This is a genomic window from Geodermatophilus sp. SMS 5-13 (assembly GCF_059428245.1).
Genome location: NZ_CP165729.1, coordinates 2311957 through 2331701, shown reverse-complemented (window position 1 = coordinate 2331701; position 19745 = coordinate 2311957). Strand labels below are relative to the sequence as shown.

Here is a 19745-nt window from a genome sequence, read left to right as displayed (position 1 = left end):
CTACAGCCCCACGACCGACAGCCAGTCGGCGTAGAACAGGCCGATCCCGAAGGCCACCGCCATGCCGGTCACCAGCCAGAACCGGACGATCACGGTGTTCTCGGTCCAGCCGGCGAGCTCGAAGTGGTGGTGCAGCGGCGCCATCCGGAACACCCGGCGGCGGGTGGCGCGGAAGAACGCGACCTGGATGACCACCGACAGCGTCACCGCGACGAACAGCCCCCCGAGGACGACGAGCAGCAGCTCGGTGCGGGTGACGATGGCCAGGCCGGAGAGCAGCCCGCCGAGCGCGAGCGAGCCGGTGTCGCCCATGAAGATCCGCGCCGGGCTGGTGTTCCACCACAGGAAGCCCAGGCAGGCGCCGAGCGCCGCGGCGGCCACCAGCGTCACGTCGAGGGGGTCGCGGACCGCGTAGCAGCCGTCGACCAGCTCGTTGGTGCAGTCGTGGGTGAACTGCCAGAAGGAGATGAAGACGTAGGCGGCGAAGACCATGGCCGCGCAGCCCGAGGCCAGGCCGTCGAGGCCGTCGGTGAGGTTGACCGCGTTGGAGAAGCCGGCGATGAACAGGTAGGCCAGGATCACGAACCCGACCGCGCCGAGGCCCATCGGCGCGATGTCGCGCACGAAGGAGACGCTCGTCGACGCCGGCGACATCCCGTCGCTCTGGAAGTTGAGCGCCAGGATCGCGAAGCTGACACCGACGACGAGCTGCCCGACCAGCTTGGCGGTCTTGTTCAGGCCCAGGCTGCGGCGGAAGCGGATCTTCAGGTAGTCGTCGAGGAAGCCGACGGTGCCCATGCCGACCATGAGGTAGAGCAGCAGGATCCCGCTGGTGGTCACCCCGCGCCCGGGCTGGTCGAGCAGGAACAGGTGGGCGATGAGGTAGCCGCCGACCGTGGCGCCGACGATCACCGTGCCGCCCATCGTGGGCGTGCCCTTCTTGGACAGGTGGCTCTCGGGCCCGTCGTCCCGGATCTCCTGCCCCAGGCCGTGCCGGCGGAACGCGCGGATGGCCAGCGGGGTGAGCAGGATCGACATGATCAGGCCGAAACCGCCGGCGATGAGGACCGACTTCACGCGCCTGCCCCGGCCGTCAGCAGGTCCTCGGCGAGGCGCTCCAGCCCGTACGAGCGGCTGGCCTTCACCAGGACCACGTCGCCGGGGCGCAGCAGCTCCGACAGCAGGTGGCGGGCGGCAGCCCGGTCCGGCACGTGCACCGACTCCTCTCCTGGCCGCCTTCCGGCGGCCGCTGCCCCGCTCGCTATGCCTACCGCATCGGCGCCGACGGCGACCACGAGGTCCACCCCCGCCGCCGCCGCGTCGCGGCCGAGCCGCTCGTGCTCCTGCCCGCCGCCGGGGCCCAGCTCGGCCATCCCGCCGAGGACGGCGATCCGCCGCTCCCCCGGCAGCGCGGCGAGCGCGGCCAGCGCCGCGCGCATCGACTCGGGGTTGGCGTTGTAGGCGTCGTTGACGACGGTGACGCCGTCCGGACGGCGGGTGACCTCCATGCGCCACCGGCTGCGCGGCTCGGCGGCCGACAGGGCGGCGGCGACGTCGGCCGGCGCCATGCCGAGCGCGAGCGCCGCGCCGGCGGCCGAGAGCGCGTTGGCGACCTGGTGCTCGCCGACCACCCGCAGCGCGACGTCGCGCTCCTCCCCCGCGGCGGCGAGGGTGAACCGGGCGCGGCCGAGCTCGTCCAGCCGCACCCCGGTCGCGCGGACGTCGGCATCGGCGGCGCGGGCGGTCGTGCACACGCGGGCGCGGGTCCGCGGGGCCATGCCGATCACCCGCGGGTCGTCGGCGTTGAGGACGGCGGTGCCGTGCTCGGGCAGCGCCTCCACCAGCTCGCCCTTGGCCTGCGCGATGACCTCGGCGGAGCCGAACTCGCCGAGGTGGGCCGAGCCGACGTTGAGGACGACGCCCACCTCGGGCCGGGCGACGCGGCACAGCCGGGCGATGTGCCCGGGCCCGCGCGAGCCCATCTCGAGCACGAGGAATCGGGTGGCCTCGTCGGCGGACAGCACGGTCAGCGGGAGGCCGATGTCGTTGTTGTAGGACCCCGGCGGGCTGACCGTCGGGCCGGCGGCGGCGAGCACCTGGCCGAGCAGGTCCTTGGTCGAGGTCTTGCCGGAGGAGCCGGTGATGCCGACCGTGCGCAGGCCGGCGTCGGTCAGCCGGCCGTGGACCGCCGAGGCCAGCCTGCCGAGGGCGGCCACCGGGTCGTCGACGACGACCGTCGGCAGCGCGGGGTCCGGCCGGGTGGTGAGCGCGGCGACGGCGCCGGCCGCGGCGGCCGCGGCGAGGAAGTCGTGGCCGTCCACCCGCTCCCCCGGCAGCGCGACGAACAGGTCGCCGGGGCCGACCGTGCGGGAGTCGACGGTGACGGCGCCGGTCACGGTGGCGTCGGCGCCCGCGGGAACGTTCCCGGAGACCGCCGCGGCGATCTCGGCGAGGGTCAGCGCGATCATGCGGTCCCCGCCGGGGTGCCCAGCGCGGAGAGCGCCTCGCGGAGCACCTCGCGGTCGTCGAAGGGGGTGACCTCGCCGGCCACCTCCTGGCCGCTCTCGTGGCCCTTGCCCGCGACCAGCACGGTGTCGCCGGCCCGGGCCAGGCCGACCGCGGCGGTGATCGCGGCGCGCCGGTCGCCGACCTCGAGCACCTCGGCGCGGTGGCCGGCCGGGACACCGGCCAGCATCGCGGCCCGGATCGCGGCGGGGTCCTCCGAGCGGGGGTTGTCGTCGGTGACGACGAGGACGTCGCTGCCCTCGGCCGCCGCGGCGCCCATGGCGGGCCGCTTGCCGGGGTCGCGGTCGCCGCCGCAACCGAGCACGGTGATCAGCCGGCCGGAGCCGGCGGCCCGCAGCGCGTCCAGCGCCGTCCGGACGGCCTCGGGGGTGTGCGCGTAGTCGACGACCGCGACGAACGGCTGGCCGGCGTCCACCGGCTCCATCCGGCCGGGGACGACCGTTGCGGCGAGGCCGGCCAGCGCCGTCGCGGGGTCGATGCCGACCGCGTCGAGCAGCGCGACCGCCAGCACCGCGTTGGCCACGTTGAACGCGCCGGGCAGCCGCAGCCGGGCCGGCCAGCTGCGCCCGCCGGGGCCGCGCAGCGTGAAGGTCGACCCGCCGTCGGCGGCCCGGGCGACGTCGATCGCCGTCCAGTCGGCGTCCGCGCCGGTGCCGGAGACGGTCACCGTGCCGTCCGTGACCAGCCGGCGGCCGTGGGCGTCGTCGACGTCGACCACCTCGACCGCGGCGCGGCCGTCGAAGAGCAGCGCCTTGGCGCGGAAGTACTCCTCGAGGTCTCCGTGGAAGTCCAGGTGGTCCTGGCTGAGGTTGGTGAACCCGGCGGCGGCGAACCGCAGCCCGCCGACCCGGCCCTGCACGAGCGCGTGGCTGGAGACCTCCATGACCACGGCGGTGACGCCGGCCTCGGCCATGCTCGCCAGCAGCCCGTGCAGCACCGGCGCCTCGGGGGTGGTCCGCACGCTGGGCAGCGCGGTGACGGCCCTGCCGCTGCGGGTGCGGGTCTGCACCGTGCCGATCAGCCCGGTGTCCCGGCCGGCCGCGGCGAACCCCGCCTCGACCAGGTAGCTCGTCGTCGTCTTGCCGTTGGTGCCGGTGATGCCGATGACGGTCAGCCGGCTCCCCGGGTCGCCGTACACGCGGGCGGCGACGTCACCGAGGACGGCGCGGGGGTCGTCGACGACGCAGACGGGCAGCCCGCTCGCCAGCGCCTCGTCCCGGCCGGTGGGGTCGGTGAGGACGGCGACCGCGCCGCGCGCGACCGCGTCCGGCAGGTAGCGGACGCCGTGGGTGCGCGCGCCGGGCAGCGCGGCGTAGAGGTCGCCGGGGCGGACCTCGGCCGACGCGAGGGTCACGCCGCGCACCGCCGTCCCGGCGTCGTCACCGCCGACGGGCCGGCCGATCAGGTCGGCCAGGTCGGGAAGCGGCACCGGTCGGTTCCCCGCGGGCCGGGGCGCCGACCCGGGATCGGTCGGGGTCACGGGGCTTCAATCTACCGGCGCACGCTGCGTGACCCGATCATTCGCGCGGATCCGCGCGGGGCGCGAGCGCGGCCGGATCGGCATCCCCGCAGGTCGGCGTAGGTCCGGAGCCCCCCGAGAGGTCGAACCCGACCCCGGGAGCGGCGCCGTCAGGGGGCGGTGAGCTGGAAGTCCGGCCGCGGCGTGCCCGACGGCACGATGCCGCCCGAGGTGAGGGCGTAGCGCATGACGTCGGCGAAGACGGGGGCCGCCACCTGGCCGCCCTCCTCGTCGCTGTCGGGGCGCTCGAGGTTGACCGCGACGACGTACTGCGGGTCGTCGGCCGGCGCGAACCCGACGAAGGTGGTCACGTAGCCGCCCCCCTCGTAGCCGCCGGTCTCGGGGTTGGCCCGCTGCGCGGTGCCGGTCTTGCCGGCCACGCGGAAGCCCTCGATCTCGCCGAGCGGCGCGGTGCCGCCGGGCCCGACGACGGCCTCGAGCATGTAGGCCATCCGGTCGGCGGTGGACTCGCTGATCACCCGCGTGCCCTCGGGCGCCGGGGAGGTCCGCACGGAGCCGTCGGCGGCAGTGACCGACTGCACCACCCGCGGCGGGATCCGTACCCCGCCGTTGGCGATGGTCTGGTAGATCGAGGCCATCTGCAGGGTCGTCACGGAGACGCCCTGGCCGATCGGGACGTTGGCCGCGCGGCCGGGGTCCCAGTCGGCGGAGTTCTGCAGGATGCCGGCGCTCTCCCCCGGCAGCTCGATGCCGGTCTCGCTGCCCAGGCCGAAGGCGTGCAGGTACTTCTCCAGCGTCGCGTCGCCCACCTCGCGGGCGAGCATGATCGTGCCGACGTTGCTGGACTTGGCGAGGATGCCGGTCACCGTCCAGCCGATCGGCTGGTGGTCGTGGGCGTCGGTGACGACCCGGTCGCCGGCCTGGATGTGCCCGTTGACGGTGAGCACGGTGTCCGGCGTGGCCACGCCCTCCTGCAGCGCGGCCGACAGGGTCACCGCCTTCATCACCGAGCCCGGCTCGAAGACGTCGGAGACCACCGGGTTGCCCAGCAGGTCGGGGTCGGTCTCGTTGTAGTGCGCGGGGTCGTAGCCGGGGCAGCTGGCCATCGCCCGCACCTGGCCGGTGTGCACGTCGAGGACGACGGCGGAGGCGCGGGTCGTGTAGCCGTCCGCGCACGCCTCGGTCAGCCGCTGCTCGGCCACGTACTGCAGGTCCTGGTCCAGGGTCAGCGTCACCGTGCTGCCGTCGACCGCCGGCGTGGACTCGTCGATGCCCGAGGGGATCGGGTTGCCGCCGCTGCCCACCTCGACCCGCCGCTGGCCGTCGGTACCGGCGAGCTGGTCGTCGAAGCGCTGCTCGATGCCGGCGGCGCCGGCGCCGCTGCGGTTGACGAAGCCGACCACCTGCCCGCCGACCGTGCCGGCCGGGTAGAGCCGCAGCGGGTCGTCCTCGAAGGAGACGCCGGCCAGGCCGAGGTCGTCGATGGCGTCCTTGGTCTCGGGCTCGACCTGCGAGGCGAGGACGACGTAGCGCTTGTCCTCGGAGAGCTCGTCGGTCAGCTCGGAGGCGGGGACGTCGAGCAGGGTCGTCAGCGCCAGCGCGGTCCGCGCCGGGTCGTCGACCACCGTGGGGTCGGCCACGACCCGGTAGGCGTCGACCGTGTAGGCCAGCGGGTTGCCGGCGCGGTCGACGATCGCCCCGCGCAGCGCCGCGATCGGATAGGTGCGCAGCCGGTCCTGCTGGGCGGCGTTGGCGTAGTCGCTGCCGTCGACGCCCTGGACGAAGACCAGCTTGACCAGGACGACGACCAGCAGCAGGACGAGGAGGACCAGCCCCACCTTCCCGCGCCGGCCGCGCTGGTCCAGGCTCAGGCCGCCGCTGCTGCGCCGGCTGCCCGGGCGGCGGCGGGGGGTGAACGCCCCGGTCCGCGGGGGCGGCGGCGTGGCGCGGCGGGCCGGGCCCGGCGGGCGCAGAGTGCTCGACACCGTCAGTTCCCCTCGTCCGGATCGGGCGCGGCGGGGTCCACGGCGGGCTGGGGCTCACCGCGGACCGTCGAGCTGCCGTCCGGCTCGAGCACCAGGTAGGCCGGCGGCCCGGCGGGCACCAGGCCGGCGTCGGCGGCCTGCTCCGCCACCTCCTCCGGCGTCCGGCCGTCGACGACCTGCCGCTGGAGGCGCTGGACGTCCTCGACCCGCTGCGCGTTCTCCGTGCGCAGGTGGGTGGCCTTGAGCGAGTCGACCGCGATGGCCGTGTTGAGGAAGAGCAGCCCGAGCGTCGTGCACACCAGCAGGCCGACGACGAGCAGCACGAACGGTGCGCGGCGGCTGCGGAGGGACGACCGGGGACGGCGGGCCGGCTCGCCGGCGGGCACCAGCCACAGGTCCGGGCGGATCGGCGTGCTGCGCCCGGCGCCGGTGGAGGGACGCAGGTTGCCGGTGCGGATGACCCCGGTGCGGTGCGACCGCGCGGACGTCGTCCGGACCGGGCCGGTCGCGGGGCGGCGGGCGGCGTCGGTCATGCCGCCCGCCGGATGCGCTCGGCGGCCCGGACGCGGGCGGAGGCGGCCCGCGGGTTGGCCGCGGTCTCGGCCTCGGACGGCGCCTCGCCGCCGCGGGTGAGCAGCCGCAGCACGGGGCTGTGCTCGGGCAGGGGCACGGGCAGCTCCGGCGGAGTCGAGTCGGTGGCACCGGCCGCGAGGGTCTGCTTGACGATCCGGTCCTCGAGGGAGTGGAAGGTGATGACGGCGATCCGGCCGCCCACCGCGAGGGCCTCGATCGCCGCCGGGAGCGCGCGGGTGAGCGCGCCCAGCTCGTCGTTGACCTCGATCCGCAGCGCCTGGAAGGTGCGCTTCGCCGGGTGCCCGCCGGTGCGCCGGGTGGCCGCCGGGATCGCGTCGCGGACCAGCTCGGCCAGCCGGCCGGTGCTGGTGAACGGCGCCCGCGCCCGCTCGCGCTCGATAGCCGCGGCGATGCGCGAGGCGAAGCGCTCCTCGCCGTAGACCCGCAGCACCCGCGCGAGCTCCTTGGCGGAGTAGGTGTTGACGACGTCGGCGGCGGTGCGCGGCGCCGTGGGGTCCATGCGCATGTCCAGCGGGGCGTCGGCGGCGTAGCTGAAGCCGCGCTCGTTGCGGTCCAGCTGCAGGGAGGAGACGCCCAGGTCGAACAGGACCGCCCGCACCTCGGGCAGGCCCAGCCGGTCGAGCACGTCGGGCAGTTCGTCGAAGACGGCTGGGACGACGGTGGCGCGCTCGGCGACCCCGGCCGCCTGCAGACGGCGGGTGGCCTCGGCGCGCGCCTCGGGGTCGCGGTCCAGGCCGATCAGCCGCAGCCCGGGGTGCGCGCCGAGCAGGGCCAGGGAGTGCCCGGCCAGGCCCAGGGTCGCGTCGACGAGGACGGCGCCGTCCTCGGCGCAGGCCGGCCCGAGCAGCTCGGTGACCCGGTCGAGCAGCACGGGCACGTGCACCGGGGGCACGTGCTCGGTGCTGTTCATGCTCGGGCTGCCTCTCGAACGGGTCGGACGGCGTCCCCCGATGGTGACGGAGGGACGCGGCGGACTGTGGGACCCCGCGGCGAGGCGCGCGGAAGCACCGCGGCTGCGCGGGCGCGGGGGCAGACGTGGGACAGGGGTGGGGCGGAGTGGGGAATGTGGGGCCGAGTGGGGTGGCGTCCCGGGACGGAGGGGATCGTCGTCCCCCGCGGGGCCCGCCTGGCGCCGGGGAAGTGCGTCAGGTGGGACCCCGCGGGGACGGTGCGGTCCGCCGGGCCCCGATCCTCCGCGCGGGCGGACCGAGCCGCGGGGAAGGCGGTTCGGGCCGGTCCTGCTCTCGAGCCGCGGGGAAGACGGCTCGATCGCGGAGCGCGGGGGTCCGGGGTGTGGCGGACGAGGTCTCGGGGGTCACGACAGAGTCGGCATCCCCTCGCTCTCCATGTCGGCGAAGGCGGCCTCCTGCTCGGCCACGTAGGCCTCCCAGGTGGCGGCGTCCCAGATCTCGAAGCGGGTGTCGACGCCGACCACGACCACGTCGCGGTCGAGGTGGGCGTACTCGCGCAGGTTGGCCGGGATGGTGATGCGGCCGGTCTTGTCCGGCTCGACCTCGACCATCGAGCCGAAGCTCATGCGGGCGCGCATGCGGGCGGCGGCGGTGTCGGCGGGGGCCATCTGCTGCAGGGCGGTGCTCTGCTCGGCGACGCGGTCCATGGTGAGGCCGTAGATGCAGCGCTCCTGGCCCTTCTTGATCACCATGCCTCCCGCCACCTGGTCGCGGAAGCGGACAGGAAGGGCGAGCCGGCCTTTCTCGTCGAGCCGCAGCGGATAGCTGCCGACGAACACCGGATCACCCCCGTCACTGGTCCTCCCCCTTGGAGATGAGGGACTGCTGTGCAGCTCCCCCTGGATCGGGAACTGCTCCCCACCGGCCGACACAGTAACCCACTAGCCCCCACTGGACACCACTCGTCGCCGTGTCGTGACCTTCCGGCTGCCCCACAGGGGCCCAGGTCAGCGCGCCAGAGGGCCGGTGGGGAGCAGTGGGGCGCGAGAACGCCCCGAGACGCGCCGGGACACGTACGGTGGGCGGCGTGACGGAGGCGACACGGACCGCCGACGGAACGGCCGGGTCCTCGGTCGACGTCGCAGCGGAAGGGGCACGCATCGCGGCCAACATCAGCCGGGTGATCGAGGGCAAGCCGGACGTCGTCCGTCTCGCGCTCGTGGTGCTGCTCGCCGAGGGGCACCTGCTCATCGAGGACGTGCCCGGGGTGGGCAAGACGACCCTGGCCAAGTCCCTCGCCGCGTCGATCGACGCCAGCGTGCGGCGGATCCAGTTCACGCCGGACCTGCTGCCGAGCGACGTGACCGGCGTCAGCGTCTACGACCAGGAGACCCGCGAGTTCGAGTTCAAGCCCGGGGCGATCTTCGCCAACCTGGTCGTCGCCGACGAGATCAACCGCGCGTCCCCCAAGACGCAGTCGGCACTCCTCGAGTGCATGGAGGAGCGGCAGGTCACCGTGGACGGCGTCAGCTACGAGCTGGCCCGTCCGTTCCTCGTGATGGCCACGCAGAACCCCATCGAGATGGAGGGCACCTATCCCCTCCCCGAGGCGCAGCGCGACCGGTTCACCGCGCGGGTGTCGATGGGCTATCCCGACCGCGAGGCCGAGCTGGCCATGCTCGACGAGCGGGCCACCGCCGACCCGCTGGCGTCGCTGCCCGCCGTCGCCGACGCCGCGACCGTCCAGGAGCTGATCGGCGCGGTCGGCCGGCTGCACGTCGCCGAGGCGATCCGCCGCTACGTCGTGGCCCTGGTCGACGCCAGCCGCCGCTCCCCCGACCTGCGGGTGGGCGCCTCGCCGCGCGCCGGGCTGCAGCTGCTGCGCGCCGCGCGGGCCGCCGCCGCCCTCGCCGGCCGCGACCACGTGCTGCCCGACGACGTCCAGGCCCTCGCCGTCCCGGTGCTCGCCCACCGGCTGCTGCTCACCGCCGATGCCACCCTCGCCCGGCGCAGCGCCGAGCAGGTGGTCACCGACCTGCTCGCCACCGTGCCGGTTCCCCGCGGACGCTGACGGCCGTGCGCGGGCGGGTCGGGACGGCGCTGTCCTCCCTCACACTGCGCGGCCGGTGCCTCATCGCGGCCGGCGGGACCCTGCTGCTCCTCGGGGCCGTCCTCGGCGAGCGCGCGCTGGTGCAGCTCGCGGTGTTCGTGCTGGCGCTGCCGCTGCTGTCGGCCGCGGCCGTGGCGCGGGAGCGCTTCCGGCTCGCCTCGCGGCGCACCGTCACGCCGGCCCGGGTGCCGCGGGGGCAGGACGCCGACGTGCTGCTCGAGATCAGCAACGCCGACAGCCGCACCGGCGGGCTGTGGCTGCTCTCCGAGCAGCTGCCGCCCGAGCTGGGGGCCTCGCCGGGGTTCGTGGTCGAGCGGCTGGCCGGCGGGGAGACCGCCGAGCTCGGCTACCGCGTGCACGGCACCCGCCGGGGCCGGCACACCCTCGGCCCGCTGCGGCTGCGCCTGGTCGACCCGTTCGGGCTGGTGCTGCGCACGGCCACGGGGGCGGATACCGTCCCGCTGGTCGTCGTCCCCCGGGTGCGGCCGCTGGGGCCGTGCGGCCCGGCCGGCGGGCACGGCGGCGGAGGCGACGGCAGCCGCCGGTCGATCGCCGTCCACGGTGAGGACGACGTCAGCGTCCGCGAGTACCGCCACGGCGATGACCTGCGCAAGGTGCACTGGCGGACGACGGCCCGCACCGGCGAGCTGATGGTCCGCCTCGAGGAGCGGCCCTGGCGGGCGCAGGCGACCCTGCTGCTCGACACCCGGACCCGCGCGCACCTGCTCGCCCACCGCGACGCCGCGGCGCGGGGCGCCGTCCTGGCGGCCGGCCCGGCCGGGGACGACAACCCGCCGCCGGACAGCCTCGAGTGGCTGATCGAGGCGGCGGCCAGCATCGGCGCCGCCCTCGGCCGCCGCGGCGCCACGCTGCGGGTGGTCACCGAGTCCGGCGAGCTGGCCACGGCCGGCACGCGCGGCGGGCTGGACCCCGAGGAGCTGCTGGACGCCCTGGCCGGGGTGCGGCCGTCGAAGGCGTCCGGCCTGGGCACCGGCGTGGAGCTGCTCTCGCGGGCCGCCGGCGACGGTCCGGTCATCTGCCTGCTCGGCGCGGCCGGCGCCGACGAGGCGGCCGACCTGGTCCGCGCCCGCTCGGGCCCGAGCACCGACTTCGCGGTCCTGGTCGACATCGGCAGCTGGGCCGACGCCGGGCTGCAGCGCGGCCGGCGCGCCCCGTCGTCGACCGCCCGCGCCGAGCTGGACCGGCAGCGCGACGACGCCGCCGCCCTGCTGCGCGCCGCCGGCTGGCACGTCGCCGTGGCCCGCGCCGACTCCCCGGTCGAGCAGGTCTGGGCGGAGCTGACCGGACCGGAGGCCGCCTCGCTGTCCGCCGCCGGGGTGCCGGCGTGAACCGCGAGGACATCGGCTCGGCGCTGGCGGCGGCGGCCGCGACGCTGCTCGGCGCCTTCGCGCTCGCGCCCGTGTACGCGACCGGCGGCTGGTTCGCCCCCGTCCTCGCCACCGTCGTCGTCGTCCTGGCCGGGGGGCTGCTGCTGCGCACCGCCGGCCCGGCGCTGTGGGTGCGGCTGGCCGGCGACCGGCCGGTGCCGTCCCGGCTGGCCGCGGCCGGCGTCCCGCTCGTCCCGATCGGCCAGGTCGCGCTGGTCTGCTGCCTGCTGACGGCGTTCTTCGCGCCCACCGACGCCTTCCTCGGCGTGGTGCCGACGCCGACCAGCCTCACCGGGCTCTCCGAGGTGCTGGCCGACGGCTCGGCGGAGCTGCGCGAGCAGGCCACGCCCGCCCTGCCGCTGCGCGGCCTGCTGGCGCTGACCGTGATCCTGGTCGGGCTGGTCGCCGTCGCCGTCGACCTGGTCGCGGTGGCCGGCCGGCAGCCGGCGCTGGCCGGGCTCGGGCTGCTGATCCTCTACTGCGTGCCGGTCGGCACGATCACCGGCGGCATCGGGCTGACCGCCATCGCGGCGCCGGCGGCGGGGCTGGCCGTGCTGCTGTGGGCCGACCAGCGCCGCCGGCTGGCGCAGCGGGCCCGCTCCGGCCGCCGGTCGCTGCTGGGCACCGGCACCCTGCTCGCGGTGCGCACCGGCGTGTTCGCCCTCGCCACCGGCCTGGTCCTCGGCGCGCTGGTCCCGACCCTGCGCGAGGGGTCGCTGACCACCGGCCTGGGGGCGGGCAGCGGGACCGGCAGCGCCACCGGCACGTCGCTGGACCCGGTCGCCCAGCTGCGCGGCGAGCTGACCCTGCCCGAGGCCATCGACCTGCTGCGCGTCGACGCCTCGGTCGAGGACCCCGGCTACCTGCGGGTCGTCTCGCTCGACCAGTACGACAGCGACGAGGGCTGGTCGCTGTCCAACCTCGACGGCGAGCGGTCCATCGCGGACGACGACCGGCTCGCCCCGCTGCCGGACGGCGAGCCGGGCCGGCAGATGACCGCGACCATCACCTCGGTCGGCCACTCCGACCGGTTCCTGCCGCTGCTGACCTCGCCGCTGACGGTGAGCGTCGCCGGCGACGGCGACCGCAGTTGGCGCTTCGACCCGGCCACCGGCACGGTCTTCGGCCGCAACGTCACGACGTCCGGCCTCACCTACCGGGTCACCGCCCGCCAGCCGGAGCCCTCGGCCGAGCTGCTGGCCCAGTCGCCCGCCCTGCCCCGCAACAACCCGGTCCAGGCGCGCTACACCGAGCTGCCGCTGCTCAACCCCACCGTCGTCGACCTGGTGCGGAGACTGACCGCCGACGCGGCCACCCCGTACGAGCGGGTCCGGGCCATCCACGCCTTCCTGACCGACCGGTCCAACGGCTTCGTGTACAGCCTGTCGACGGCGCCGGGCACCAGCGGCGACGACCTCGCCGACTTCCTGCGGCTGCGGCGCGGCTACTGCGAGCAGTACGCCGGCGCGGAGGCCGTGATGGTGCGGGCGGCGGGCGTGCCCGCCCGCGTGGCGCTGGGCTACACACCGGGCAGCGCCGACCGCAACGGCACCCGGGTGATCACCAGTGACGACGCGCACGCCTGGGTCGAGGTCTACTTCGCCGGCCTCGGCTGGGTGCCCTTCGACCCGACGCCGATCTCCGTCGAGCGCCGGGTGGCGCTGCCGTGGGCGCCGCGCGCCGACGCCCCGCAGCCCAGCGACCCGGCGGCGAGCGCCTCGGCGCCCCTCCCCTCGGCCCCCTCGGTGCCCACCCGCCAGCTCGACCGCGACGACCAGTTCGTCCCGCTGAACCTGCCGCAGGAGCAGACCGCGCCCTGGCTGCGCCCGGTCCTGATCGGCGGCGGTGTCGCGGTGCTCGTGCTGGCGTTGCTGGCGACGCCGGCGGCGCTGCGCGCCCTGCAGCGGCGCCGGCGGCTGGCCGACGGCGCACCGGCGGCGCTGTGGGACGAGCTGGCGGCCACCGCGCGCGATCTCGGGGTGCCGCTGCACCCGGCGCTGACCCCGCGGCAGACCGCCCGGCAGCTGGCCGGGGTGGTCACCCGCTCGGCCGGGGCCGCGGCGGGGCGCGCCGTGCGCCGTCCCGACTCGGCCGCCGAGGCCGCGGCCGACGACGCGCTCCGGCGGCTGGCGCTGGCCGAGGAGGCCGCCAGCTACGCCCGGCCCGGCAGCGTTGCCGCCGACCCGGAGCTGGCGGCGGCGCTGCGCACCGCGCGGCGCGGGCTGGTCCGGGCCACCCCGCCCCGCGCCCGCCTGCTGGCGCTGCTGTGGCCCGGCTCGCTGCTCGGCGGCGCCGGCCGGCGCGCCGCGGACGCGGTGAGCCGCCGGCTGGCCACGCTCGTGCGCCGCCGGACGCGGACGGCCTGACCGCCGGTCCGCCGCTGGGTGGGCGGTCACCCTCGCCGCGCGGTCGCGACCCTCGCGATGGACCGCGAGGTCGGCGACCACACCGCGCGGGTCGCCCCGTCCCGGATACGCGAACGGCCGCCGTCCCGGGTGGGACGGCGGCCGTTCGGCGACGACTGCGGGCTACTGGTCGTAGCGGCGGCGGAAGCGCTCCTCGAGGCGGTTCTTCAGCGGCTGGCGACCACGGCGGCCACCCTTGCCCCGGCCACCGGCCGGGCCGCGACCACCGCTCGCGGGGGCGCCGGCCTCGACGGCCCCGGTCGCGGACTTGTAGTTCAGGACGCCGAGGGCTGCCCCGCCGAACATCACCAGGAAACCGATGCCCCCGAGGATCACCGAGTGTGCGACGGCGCCGCCCGTCAGGACCGCGAGCCCGACGACGACGAGTGCGGCACCGAGCTGCAGCTTGCGGCGGGCCTTCAGCCGGCGGTCACCGGTGCGGACCGAGGAAGCGAACTTGGGATCGTCATCGACGAGGGCGCGCTCGATCTGCTCCAGCAGTCGCTGCTCGTGCTCGGAGAGCGGCACGTCGACCTCCACGTGGGCCATAGCCAGGTACCGCCGGTCGTCACCGCCGGCGGTGTCACCGAGGATACGAGCCGATCGCAACGGGCGAAAGGCGAGTTGCCGCCGACCCGCCGGGGATCGCCGGCGTGATCACTCTCCCGGGTGCCCGGGGGCCGCCGACGGGGCAGCTCCGAGCGCCGGCAGGCGGCGCCGGGGCCGGTCCGGGCGCGGGATCGGGACGGCGGCGACCGGCCCGTCGTCGGCTCCCCCGCGCCGCCAGCCGTCGGCGGATGTCCCTCCTCGGTGCAACAGCGTCGCCGGGCGGACCGCGCCGGCCCCGAAGCGGCGGGCGGCGCGGTCGGCGGCGAGCTCGGCCTCACGGCGGCCGTGCTCGCGGGCGCCGAGCTCCAGCTGCCGCGGCGCGGACTCCTCGTCGACCAGCCGCTCGGCGCGCACGCCCACCAGGCGGATGCGGGCGCGGTCCAGCCCCAGCGCGTCGAACAGCGCCCGGGCGGTCTCGTAGAGCTCGTGGCCCACGTCGGTGGGGACGGCGAGGGTCCGGCTGCGGGTGATCGTGGCGAAGTCGGCGAAGCGGACCTTGATGCTCACCGTGCGCGCCAGCGCGCCGACCGACCGCAACCGGCCCGCCGTGCGCTCGGCCAGCCGCAACAACTCGCGGTGGATCACCGCCGGGTCGTCGACGTCCGTGGCGAAGGTCTCCTCCGCCCCGGTGGAGCGCTCCGGCTCGTCGGGGACCACCCGGCGCGGGTCGCGGCCCCACGCCAGCTCGTGCAGGTGCGACCCGGCGGCGGCGCCGACCGCCCGCTGCAGGGTGCGGGCGGGCACGTGCGCGAGGTCGCCGACGGTGCGCAGCCCGAGCCGCAGCAACTGCTCCTCGGTCTTGGGCCCCACGCCCCACAGCGCGCCGACCGGCAGCGGGTGCAGGAAGTCCATGACCTCGGCCGGGCGGACGACGAGCAGCCCGTCGGGCTTGCTGTGGGTGGAGGCGAGCTTGGCCACGAACTTGGTCGGCGCCACCCCGACCGAGCAGGTGATCCCCTGCTCGTCGTAGACGCGGGCACGGAGGTACTCGCCGATCTCGGCGGCGTCGCCCAGCCGCCGCCCGGCGCCGGCGACGTCGAGGAACGCCTCGTCCAGGGAGAGCGGCTCCACCAGCGGGGTGATCGACCGGAACAGCGCCATGACCGACCGGGACACCTCGGCGTAGAGCGCCATGTCCCCCGGCAGCACCGTCGCGGTCGGGCACAGCCGCAGCGCCCGCGCGGTGGGCATCGCGGCGTGCACGCCGTAGCGGCGGGCCTCGTAGGTGGCCGAGGTGACCACGCCGCGGTTGCCCGCGCCGCCGACGATGACCGGCGTCCCGGCGAGCTCGGGGTGCCGGCGGACCTCGACGCTGGCGAAGAAGGCGTCCATGTCGACGTGCAGGACGGTGCACCCCTCGGCGCGCCCCAGCATGCCCACCTCCACTTCATCGAACACGTGTTCGAGAAGGATAGAGGGTGGGAGGGCGGATCGGCGCGCTGCGACCCGCCGCCTCAGACCAGCCCCTCGGCCGCGGCGACCGAGGCGGCCCGGGCGTCGTCGGCCGCCACCCAGCAGTCGAGCAGGAAGTCCGGCTCCTCGTGCGCCGCCGCGCGCGGCCAGGCCAGGCCGGCCCGGAGCGCCGCGTGGACGGCGTCCCCTCCTTGCGGGTAGTCGGCGACCCCGTGGCGCCAGTGCACGGCCAGCAGCGTCCCGCCGGGGCGGACGGCGTCGCGGGCGGCCACGACGGCGGCCCGGAGGTCGTCGTCGTCCAGGTAGTACAGGACCTCCGACAGGACCAGCAGGTCGCACGGCGGCAGCGGGTCCACCGGGAACCGGCGCCGCTCCACCGTCACCTGGCCCAGGCCCTCGGTCCGCGCGCGAGCCGCCGCGACGGCGGCCGCGCTGACGTCCCAGCCGGTCAGCCGGTCGCAGCGGGATGCGAGCAGCGCGGTCAGCTCCCCCACCGAGCAGCCCACCTCGACCGCGTCGGGATAGCGCCGGCGGGGCAGCACCGCCGCGGTCACGGCGTACTTGCGCCGCTCGTACCAGCGGCTGCGCATCGACCAGGGATCGTCCGAGGCCGCGTACAGGCCGTCGAAGTACGAGTCCGGCAGGCTCACCGAGCCCCCTCCTCCCGCAGCAGGGCCCCGAACGCGGCGACGTCCCGCTCGGCGTGGTGCTGGCGCAGGTAGACGCCGAGGTCGGCGACCCGGGCGGCGTGCGCCGGGTCGCGGGCGAGCGGTCCGGCGCCGAGCGCGTGGCCGACCGTGGCGAGGACCTGCTCGGCCGCACCCGCCACGACGGCGCGCACGAGCAGCGCCCGCCGCCGGGCCGCCGGCAGGTCGTGCGGATCGGCGTCGACCTGCGCGGCAGCGGTGTCCAGCACCGCCCCGGCCGCGCCGAGGGCGACCTCGCAGGTCCCGCGGGCCAGGTCGTGCAGCACGTCGGGGGCGCCCGCCCGGGACAGCGCCCGTGCCACGCCGAGCGCACCGCCGAGCCAGACCGCGGCCACTCCCGCTCCGCCGTGCCAGAAGCCGGGCCGCTCGACGTAGCCGCCCGGCGGCCCGACCGGCACCGCCGGGACGGCGGCGAAACCCACGTCCGCGGTGTCGCTGGCCCGCATCCCCTGCGCAGCCCACGTCGACGGCTCGACGCTCACGCCCGGACCGGTCAGCTCGACGAGGAACAGCCGGGGCCCGTCGTCGGCCTCCGCCGTCACCAGCGCGGCGGTGAGCACGGAGGCGCCCGAGCACCACGCCTTGCGGCCGTCGACGCACCACCCGGCCGGCGCCCGACGGGCACGCAGCCGGGCGTCCGGCGGTTCCGCCGCCCACACGCCGAGCCGGCTGCCGGGACCGGGGGTCGGGCCGCCGAGCTCGCCGAGGATCGCCGCTGCGTCGGCGTGGCCCTCCAGCAGCCGCGCCAGCGACAGGTTCTGCGCCCCCAGGCAGGTCAGCTGCCGCCAGCGCTCGCGGGTCGCGCCGCCGCCCGGGACCGGCACCGCCCACCCCTCGCCGAGCAGGGAGGTGACGGCCGCGGCGACCGTCGCGGGCCCGGCATCGGGCGCACAGACCACGCCGGCGGGACGCACGCGGGGGCGGCTACCCGCCGGCCGCCCCCAGCAACCTCGTTGCACGCAACCGAACAGGTGTGAGCACTGGTCGGGTGCGGTAGGAAGACGCGCAACGGGCGCCTGACCGGGGCGGCCGGTGAACGAGAGGGCGGAGGAGCACATGGCGCTCGACGACGACGACATGACCAGCACGGAGGGGCCCGCCGACGGCGGCGCGTCCGGCACTCCGGGCCAGCACGACGGCGGCGCGGACGGCGGAGCCGACGGCGGCGCGGGCCGTGACGGCGGCGCCGATGGCGGCGCCGATGGCGGCGCGGACGGCGGCGCCGATGGCGGCGCCGATGGCGGCGCGGACGGCGGAGCCGATGGCGGCGCGGACGGCGGCGCCGATGGCGGCGCGGACGGCGGCGCCGATGGTGGCGCCGACGGTGGCGCGGACGGTGGCGCCTGAGCGACGACCTCACCTCCCGGGGCCGGACGGGGCAGCACGCCCGTCCGGCCCTGTGGCGGTGCACGCACACCGACCCGGACGCGTTCGCCCGGGAGCACTGGTCCCGGCGCCCGCTGCTCGCCCGCGCCGAGGACACCGGTGAGTCCTTCGCCGACCTGCTCACCCTCGACGACGTCGACGAGCTGCTGACCCGCCGCGGGCTGCGCACGCCGTTCCTGCGGATCGCCAAGGACGGCGCGGTCGTCGACGCGAAGCGGTTCACCACCTCGGGCGGCGCCGGCGCCGAGATCGCCGACCAGGTCTCCTCCGACGCGGTGTTGCGGCTGTTCGCCGAGGGCAGCACCGTCGTCCTGCAGGGGCTGCACCGGCTGTGGCCGCCGCTGATCGAGTTCGCCGACCAACTCGCCGCCGACCTCGGCCACCCGACGCAGGTCAACGCCTACCTCACGCCGCCGTCCTCGCGCGGGTTCAGCCCGCACTACGACGTCCACGACGTCTTCGTGCTGCAGTTCGCCGGCGAGAAGCGCTGGCGGATCCTCGAGCCGGTGCTGGCCGACCCGCTGCGCACCCAGCCGTGGAACGACCGGGCCGCCGACGTGGCCGCGGCCGCGGAGCACGAGCCGGTGATCGACACCGTGCTGCGGCCCGGCGACGCCCTCTACCTGCCCCGCGGCTACCTGCACTCGGCGACGGCCCTCGGCGCGATCAGCGGCCACCTGACCGTCGGCGTCCACGCGGTGACCCGCTGGGCGGCCGCGGAGTCGGCGCTGGACCTGGTGCGCACCCTCGCCGCCGACGATCCCGAGCTGCGCCGCTCGCTGCCGCTGGGGCTGGACCTCGCCGATCCGTCGTCGGCGACCGACGACGTCGCGACCGTGCTCGCCGCCCTCCAGGACTGGCTCGGCCGGGTGGACCCCGCGGAGGTGGCCGACCGGCTGCGCGCGCGGACCTGGGCGCAGGTGCGCCCGGAGCCGGTCGCCCCGCTCGCCCAGTCCGCCGCGGCGGCCGCGCTGACCCCCGGGACCGTGCTGCAGCTGCGCCGCCGGCTGCGCTGCAGCCTCCGACCGGCCGCCGACGGCCGGGTCACCCTGGTCGCGGGACGGCGGACCCACGACCTGCCCGCCGAGACCCGGCCGGCCCTCGCCGAGCTGCTGGCCGTCGGCGAGCTCAAGGTCGCCGACCTGCCCGGCCTCGACGGCGACGACCGGCTGACGCTGGCGAAGCGGCTGGTCACCGAGGGGATCGCGGTCGTGCCCGACGCCGTCGCCGGGACCGGCGACGCGGGGCACGATGGGCCGCGTGCGGAGGAGCCCGGGACCCGACGGTGAGGGCCCGCTCCCCCGGGAGCCGGCCGTGACCGGCGCCGCGCGGCCGGCCGGCCGGCTCGACCCCTCCCGGTGCTCGGTGCAGGCCCTGGCCCGGCGGGACCCCCTGATGGCCACCGCCTCCCTGGCGCAGCGCTGGCTGCTCATCGAGCAGCCGGGGCCGTGGGGGCGCGACGCCCTGGAGCAGTCGCGGTTCGATCCGGAGGTGGCGCCGCTGCTGGCCCGGCGGTCGCGGCGGGAGAACGTGCGGCTGCTGCTGATCCGGCGGCCCGGCGACCGGCTGACCGACTCCGGCCGGCGGTGGGCCTACGTGGACTCCCGGCCCGGCCGCGAGGGGCTGTGGTGGTCGGTGCGCGGCAGCGACGCCGACCTGCTCGACGTCCCGTGGGACGGCTCGGCCGGCGAGCCGGCGGCCGGCCCGGTCTACCTCGTGTGCACGCACGGCGCGCACGACGCGTGCTGCGCGCTGCGCGGCCGGCCACTGGCGCGCAGCCTGCCGGCACCCGGGCCCGCCGACGTCTGGGAGTGCAGCCACCTCGGCGGCGACCGGTTCGCCGCCAACGTCGTCGTCCTCCCGCACGGCTTCTACTACGGGCAGGTGCCCGGGGACGGCGGCGACCTGGTCGCGGCGCACGCGCGCGGGCAGGTCGCGCTGCCGTGGCTGCGCGGCCGGGCCGGGCTGGCCCCGCCGGCGCAGGCCGCGCAGCAGCTGGCCCGCACCGAGCTGGGGCTGGCAGGCGTCGACGACCTGCGGCCGCTCGGCGTCCGGCAGCTCACCGTGCCGGGCGCGGAGATCGAGCGCTGGACGGTGACCCTGGCCGGCCCCGACGGCGAGCTGACGGCGACCGTCGAGAGCGCCCCGTCGGAGGAGGCGGCGCACCTGACCTGCTCGGCGCTGCATCCCGCGCACATGCGGCTGTGGCGGCTGGAGTCGCTGGGCTGAGC

Annotated in this window: 17 protein-coding genes; 6 read left to right on the top strand and 11 right to left on the bottom strand. The window is 76.8% G+C overall.

The window, feature by feature from the left end; genetic code table 11:
* The 7 genes from mraY to mraZ form a co-directional block, all read right to left on the bottom strand.
* On the bottom strand, nucleotides 1-1077 hold the full coding sequence (gene mraY, locus AB3388_RS11415; protein WP_495410890.1) for a phospho-N-acetylmuramoyl-pentapeptide-transferase: 1077 nt from the start codon (nucleotides 1075-1077) through the stop codon (nucleotides 1-3).
* Nucleotides 1074-2468 (bottom strand): UDP-N-acetylmuramoyl-tripeptide--D-alanyl-D-alanine ligase, encoded by a 1395-nt coding sequence (locus AB3388_RS11410; protein WP_495410889.1) that lies wholly within the window; start codon nucleotides 2466-2468, stop codon nucleotides 1074-1076. The genes mraY and AB3388_RS11410 overlap by 4 nt, the downstream gene beginning before the upstream one ends.
* The gene (locus tag AB3388_RS11405) at nucleotides 2465-3955 is read right to left on the bottom strand and encodes a UDP-N-acetylmuramoyl-L-alanyl-D-glutamate--2,6-diaminopimelate ligase (RefSeq protein WP_495410888.1); all 1491 of its coding nucleotides are present in this window, start codon (nucleotides 3953-3955) and stop codon (nucleotides 2465-2467) included. The genes AB3388_RS11410 and AB3388_RS11405 overlap by 4 nt, the downstream gene beginning before the upstream one ends.
* A 200-nt stretch (nucleotides 3956-4155) precedes the next feature.
* Nucleotides 4156-5991: a peptidoglycan D,D-transpeptidase FtsI family protein gene (locus AB3388_RS11400; RefSeq protein WP_495410887.1), complete on the bottom strand. Its 1836-nt coding sequence runs from the start codon at nucleotides 5989-5991 to the stop codon at nucleotides 4156-4158.
* Between the two features lie 2 nt (nucleotides 5992-5993).
* Nucleotides 5994-6524 carry a cell division protein FtsL gene (ftsL, locus tag AB3388_RS11395; protein ID WP_495410886.1) on the bottom strand — a complete coding sequence of 177 codons (531 nt, stop codon included), beginning with the start codon at nucleotides 6522-6524 and terminating at the stop codon, nucleotides 5994-5996.
* On the bottom strand, nucleotides 6521-7495 hold the full coding sequence (gene rsmH, locus AB3388_RS11390) for a 16S rRNA (cytosine(1402)-N(4))-methyltransferase RsmH (protein WP_495410885.1): 975 nt from the start codon (nucleotides 7493-7495) through the stop codon (nucleotides 6521-6523). The genes ftsL and rsmH overlap by 4 nt, the downstream gene beginning before the upstream one ends.
* 405 nt (nucleotides 7496-7900) lie before the next feature.
* A complete protein-coding gene (gene mraZ, locus AB3388_RS11385) occupies nucleotides 7901-8335 on the bottom strand; it encodes a division/cell wall cluster transcriptional repressor MraZ (RefSeq protein WP_495410884.1) in 435 nt (144 codons plus the stop codon).
* Nucleotides 8336-8583: 248 nt separating this feature from the next.
* Here mraZ and AB3388_RS11380 point away from each other — a divergent pair, with 248 nt between their 5' ends.
* Genes AB3388_RS11380 through AB3388_RS11370 form a run of 3 tightly spaced genes read left to right on the top strand, consistent with a single transcriptional unit; the run spans nucleotide 8584 to nucleotide 13360 of the window.
* Complete coding sequence (locus AB3388_RS11380) at nucleotides 8584-9567, top strand: AAA family ATPase (RefSeq protein WP_495410883.1); 984 nt, start codon at nucleotides 8584-8586, stop codon at nucleotides 9565-9567.
* A 5-nt stretch (nucleotides 9568-9572) separates the two neighbouring features.
* Nucleotides 9573-10955: a DUF58 domain-containing protein gene (locus tag AB3388_RS11375; RefSeq protein WP_495410882.1), complete on the top strand. Its 1383-nt coding sequence runs from the start codon at nucleotides 9573-9575 to the stop codon at nucleotides 10953-10955.
* A complete protein-coding gene (locus AB3388_RS11370; protein ID WP_495410881.1) occupies nucleotides 10952-13360 on the top strand; it encodes a transglutaminase TgpA family protein in 2409 nt (802 codons plus the stop codon). Before AB3388_RS11375 ends, AB3388_RS11370 begins: the two co-directional genes overlap by 4 nt.
* 162 nt (nucleotides 13361-13522) lie before the next feature.
* Here AB3388_RS11370 and AB3388_RS11365 read toward each other — a convergent pair whose 3' ends face one another.
* The 4 genes from AB3388_RS11365 to AB3388_RS11350 all read right to left on the bottom strand — a co-directional run bounded on the left by AB3388_RS11365 (nucleotide 13523) and on the right by AB3388_RS11350 (nucleotide 17042).
* Entirely contained in the window at nucleotides 13523-13948 is a 426-nt protein-coding gene (locus AB3388_RS11365; protein WP_495410880.1) for an SCO2097 family morphological protein, read from the bottom strand.
* Between the two features lie 108 nt (nucleotides 13949-14056).
* A complete protein-coding gene (gene dinB / locus AB3388_RS11360) occupies nucleotides 14057-15406 on the bottom strand; it encodes a DNA polymerase IV (protein ID WP_495410879.1) in 1350 nt (449 codons plus the stop codon).
* Between the two features lie 56 nt (nucleotides 15407-15462).
* Complete coding sequence (locus AB3388_RS11355; protein WP_495410878.1) at nucleotides 15463-16071, bottom strand: SAM-dependent methyltransferase; 609 nt, start codon at nucleotides 16069-16071, stop codon at nucleotides 15463-15465.
* Nucleotides 16068-17042, bottom strand: a complete 975-nt coding sequence (locus AB3388_RS11350) for an acyl-CoA dehydrogenase family protein (protein WP_495410877.1) — start codon at nucleotides 17040-17042, stop codon at nucleotides 16068-16070. The genes AB3388_RS11355 and AB3388_RS11350 overlap by 4 nt, the downstream gene beginning before the upstream one ends.
* A 142-nt stretch (nucleotides 17043-17184) precedes the next feature.
* Between AB3388_RS11350 and AB3388_RS11345 the strand changes: the two genes are divergently transcribed.
* From AB3388_RS11345 to AB3388_RS11335, 3 genes are all read left to right on the top strand, one after another.
* Complete coding sequence (locus AB3388_RS11345; RefSeq protein ID WP_495410876.1) at nucleotides 17185-17475, top strand: BatC protein; 291 nt, start codon at nucleotides 17185-17187, stop codon at nucleotides 17473-17475.
* 314 nt (nucleotides 17476-17789) lie between these two features.
* Nucleotides 17790-18803, top strand: a complete 1014-nt coding sequence (locus AB3388_RS11340; protein WP_495410875.1) for a cupin domain-containing protein — start codon at nucleotides 17790-17792, stop codon at nucleotides 18801-18803.
* Nucleotides 18804-18828: 25 nt separating this feature from the next.
* Entirely contained in the window at nucleotides 18829-19743 is a 915-nt protein-coding gene (locus AB3388_RS11335) for a ferredoxin family protein (RefSeq protein WP_495410874.1), read from the top strand.
* The last annotated feature ends 2 nt before the right edge of the window (nucleotides 19744-19745 follow it).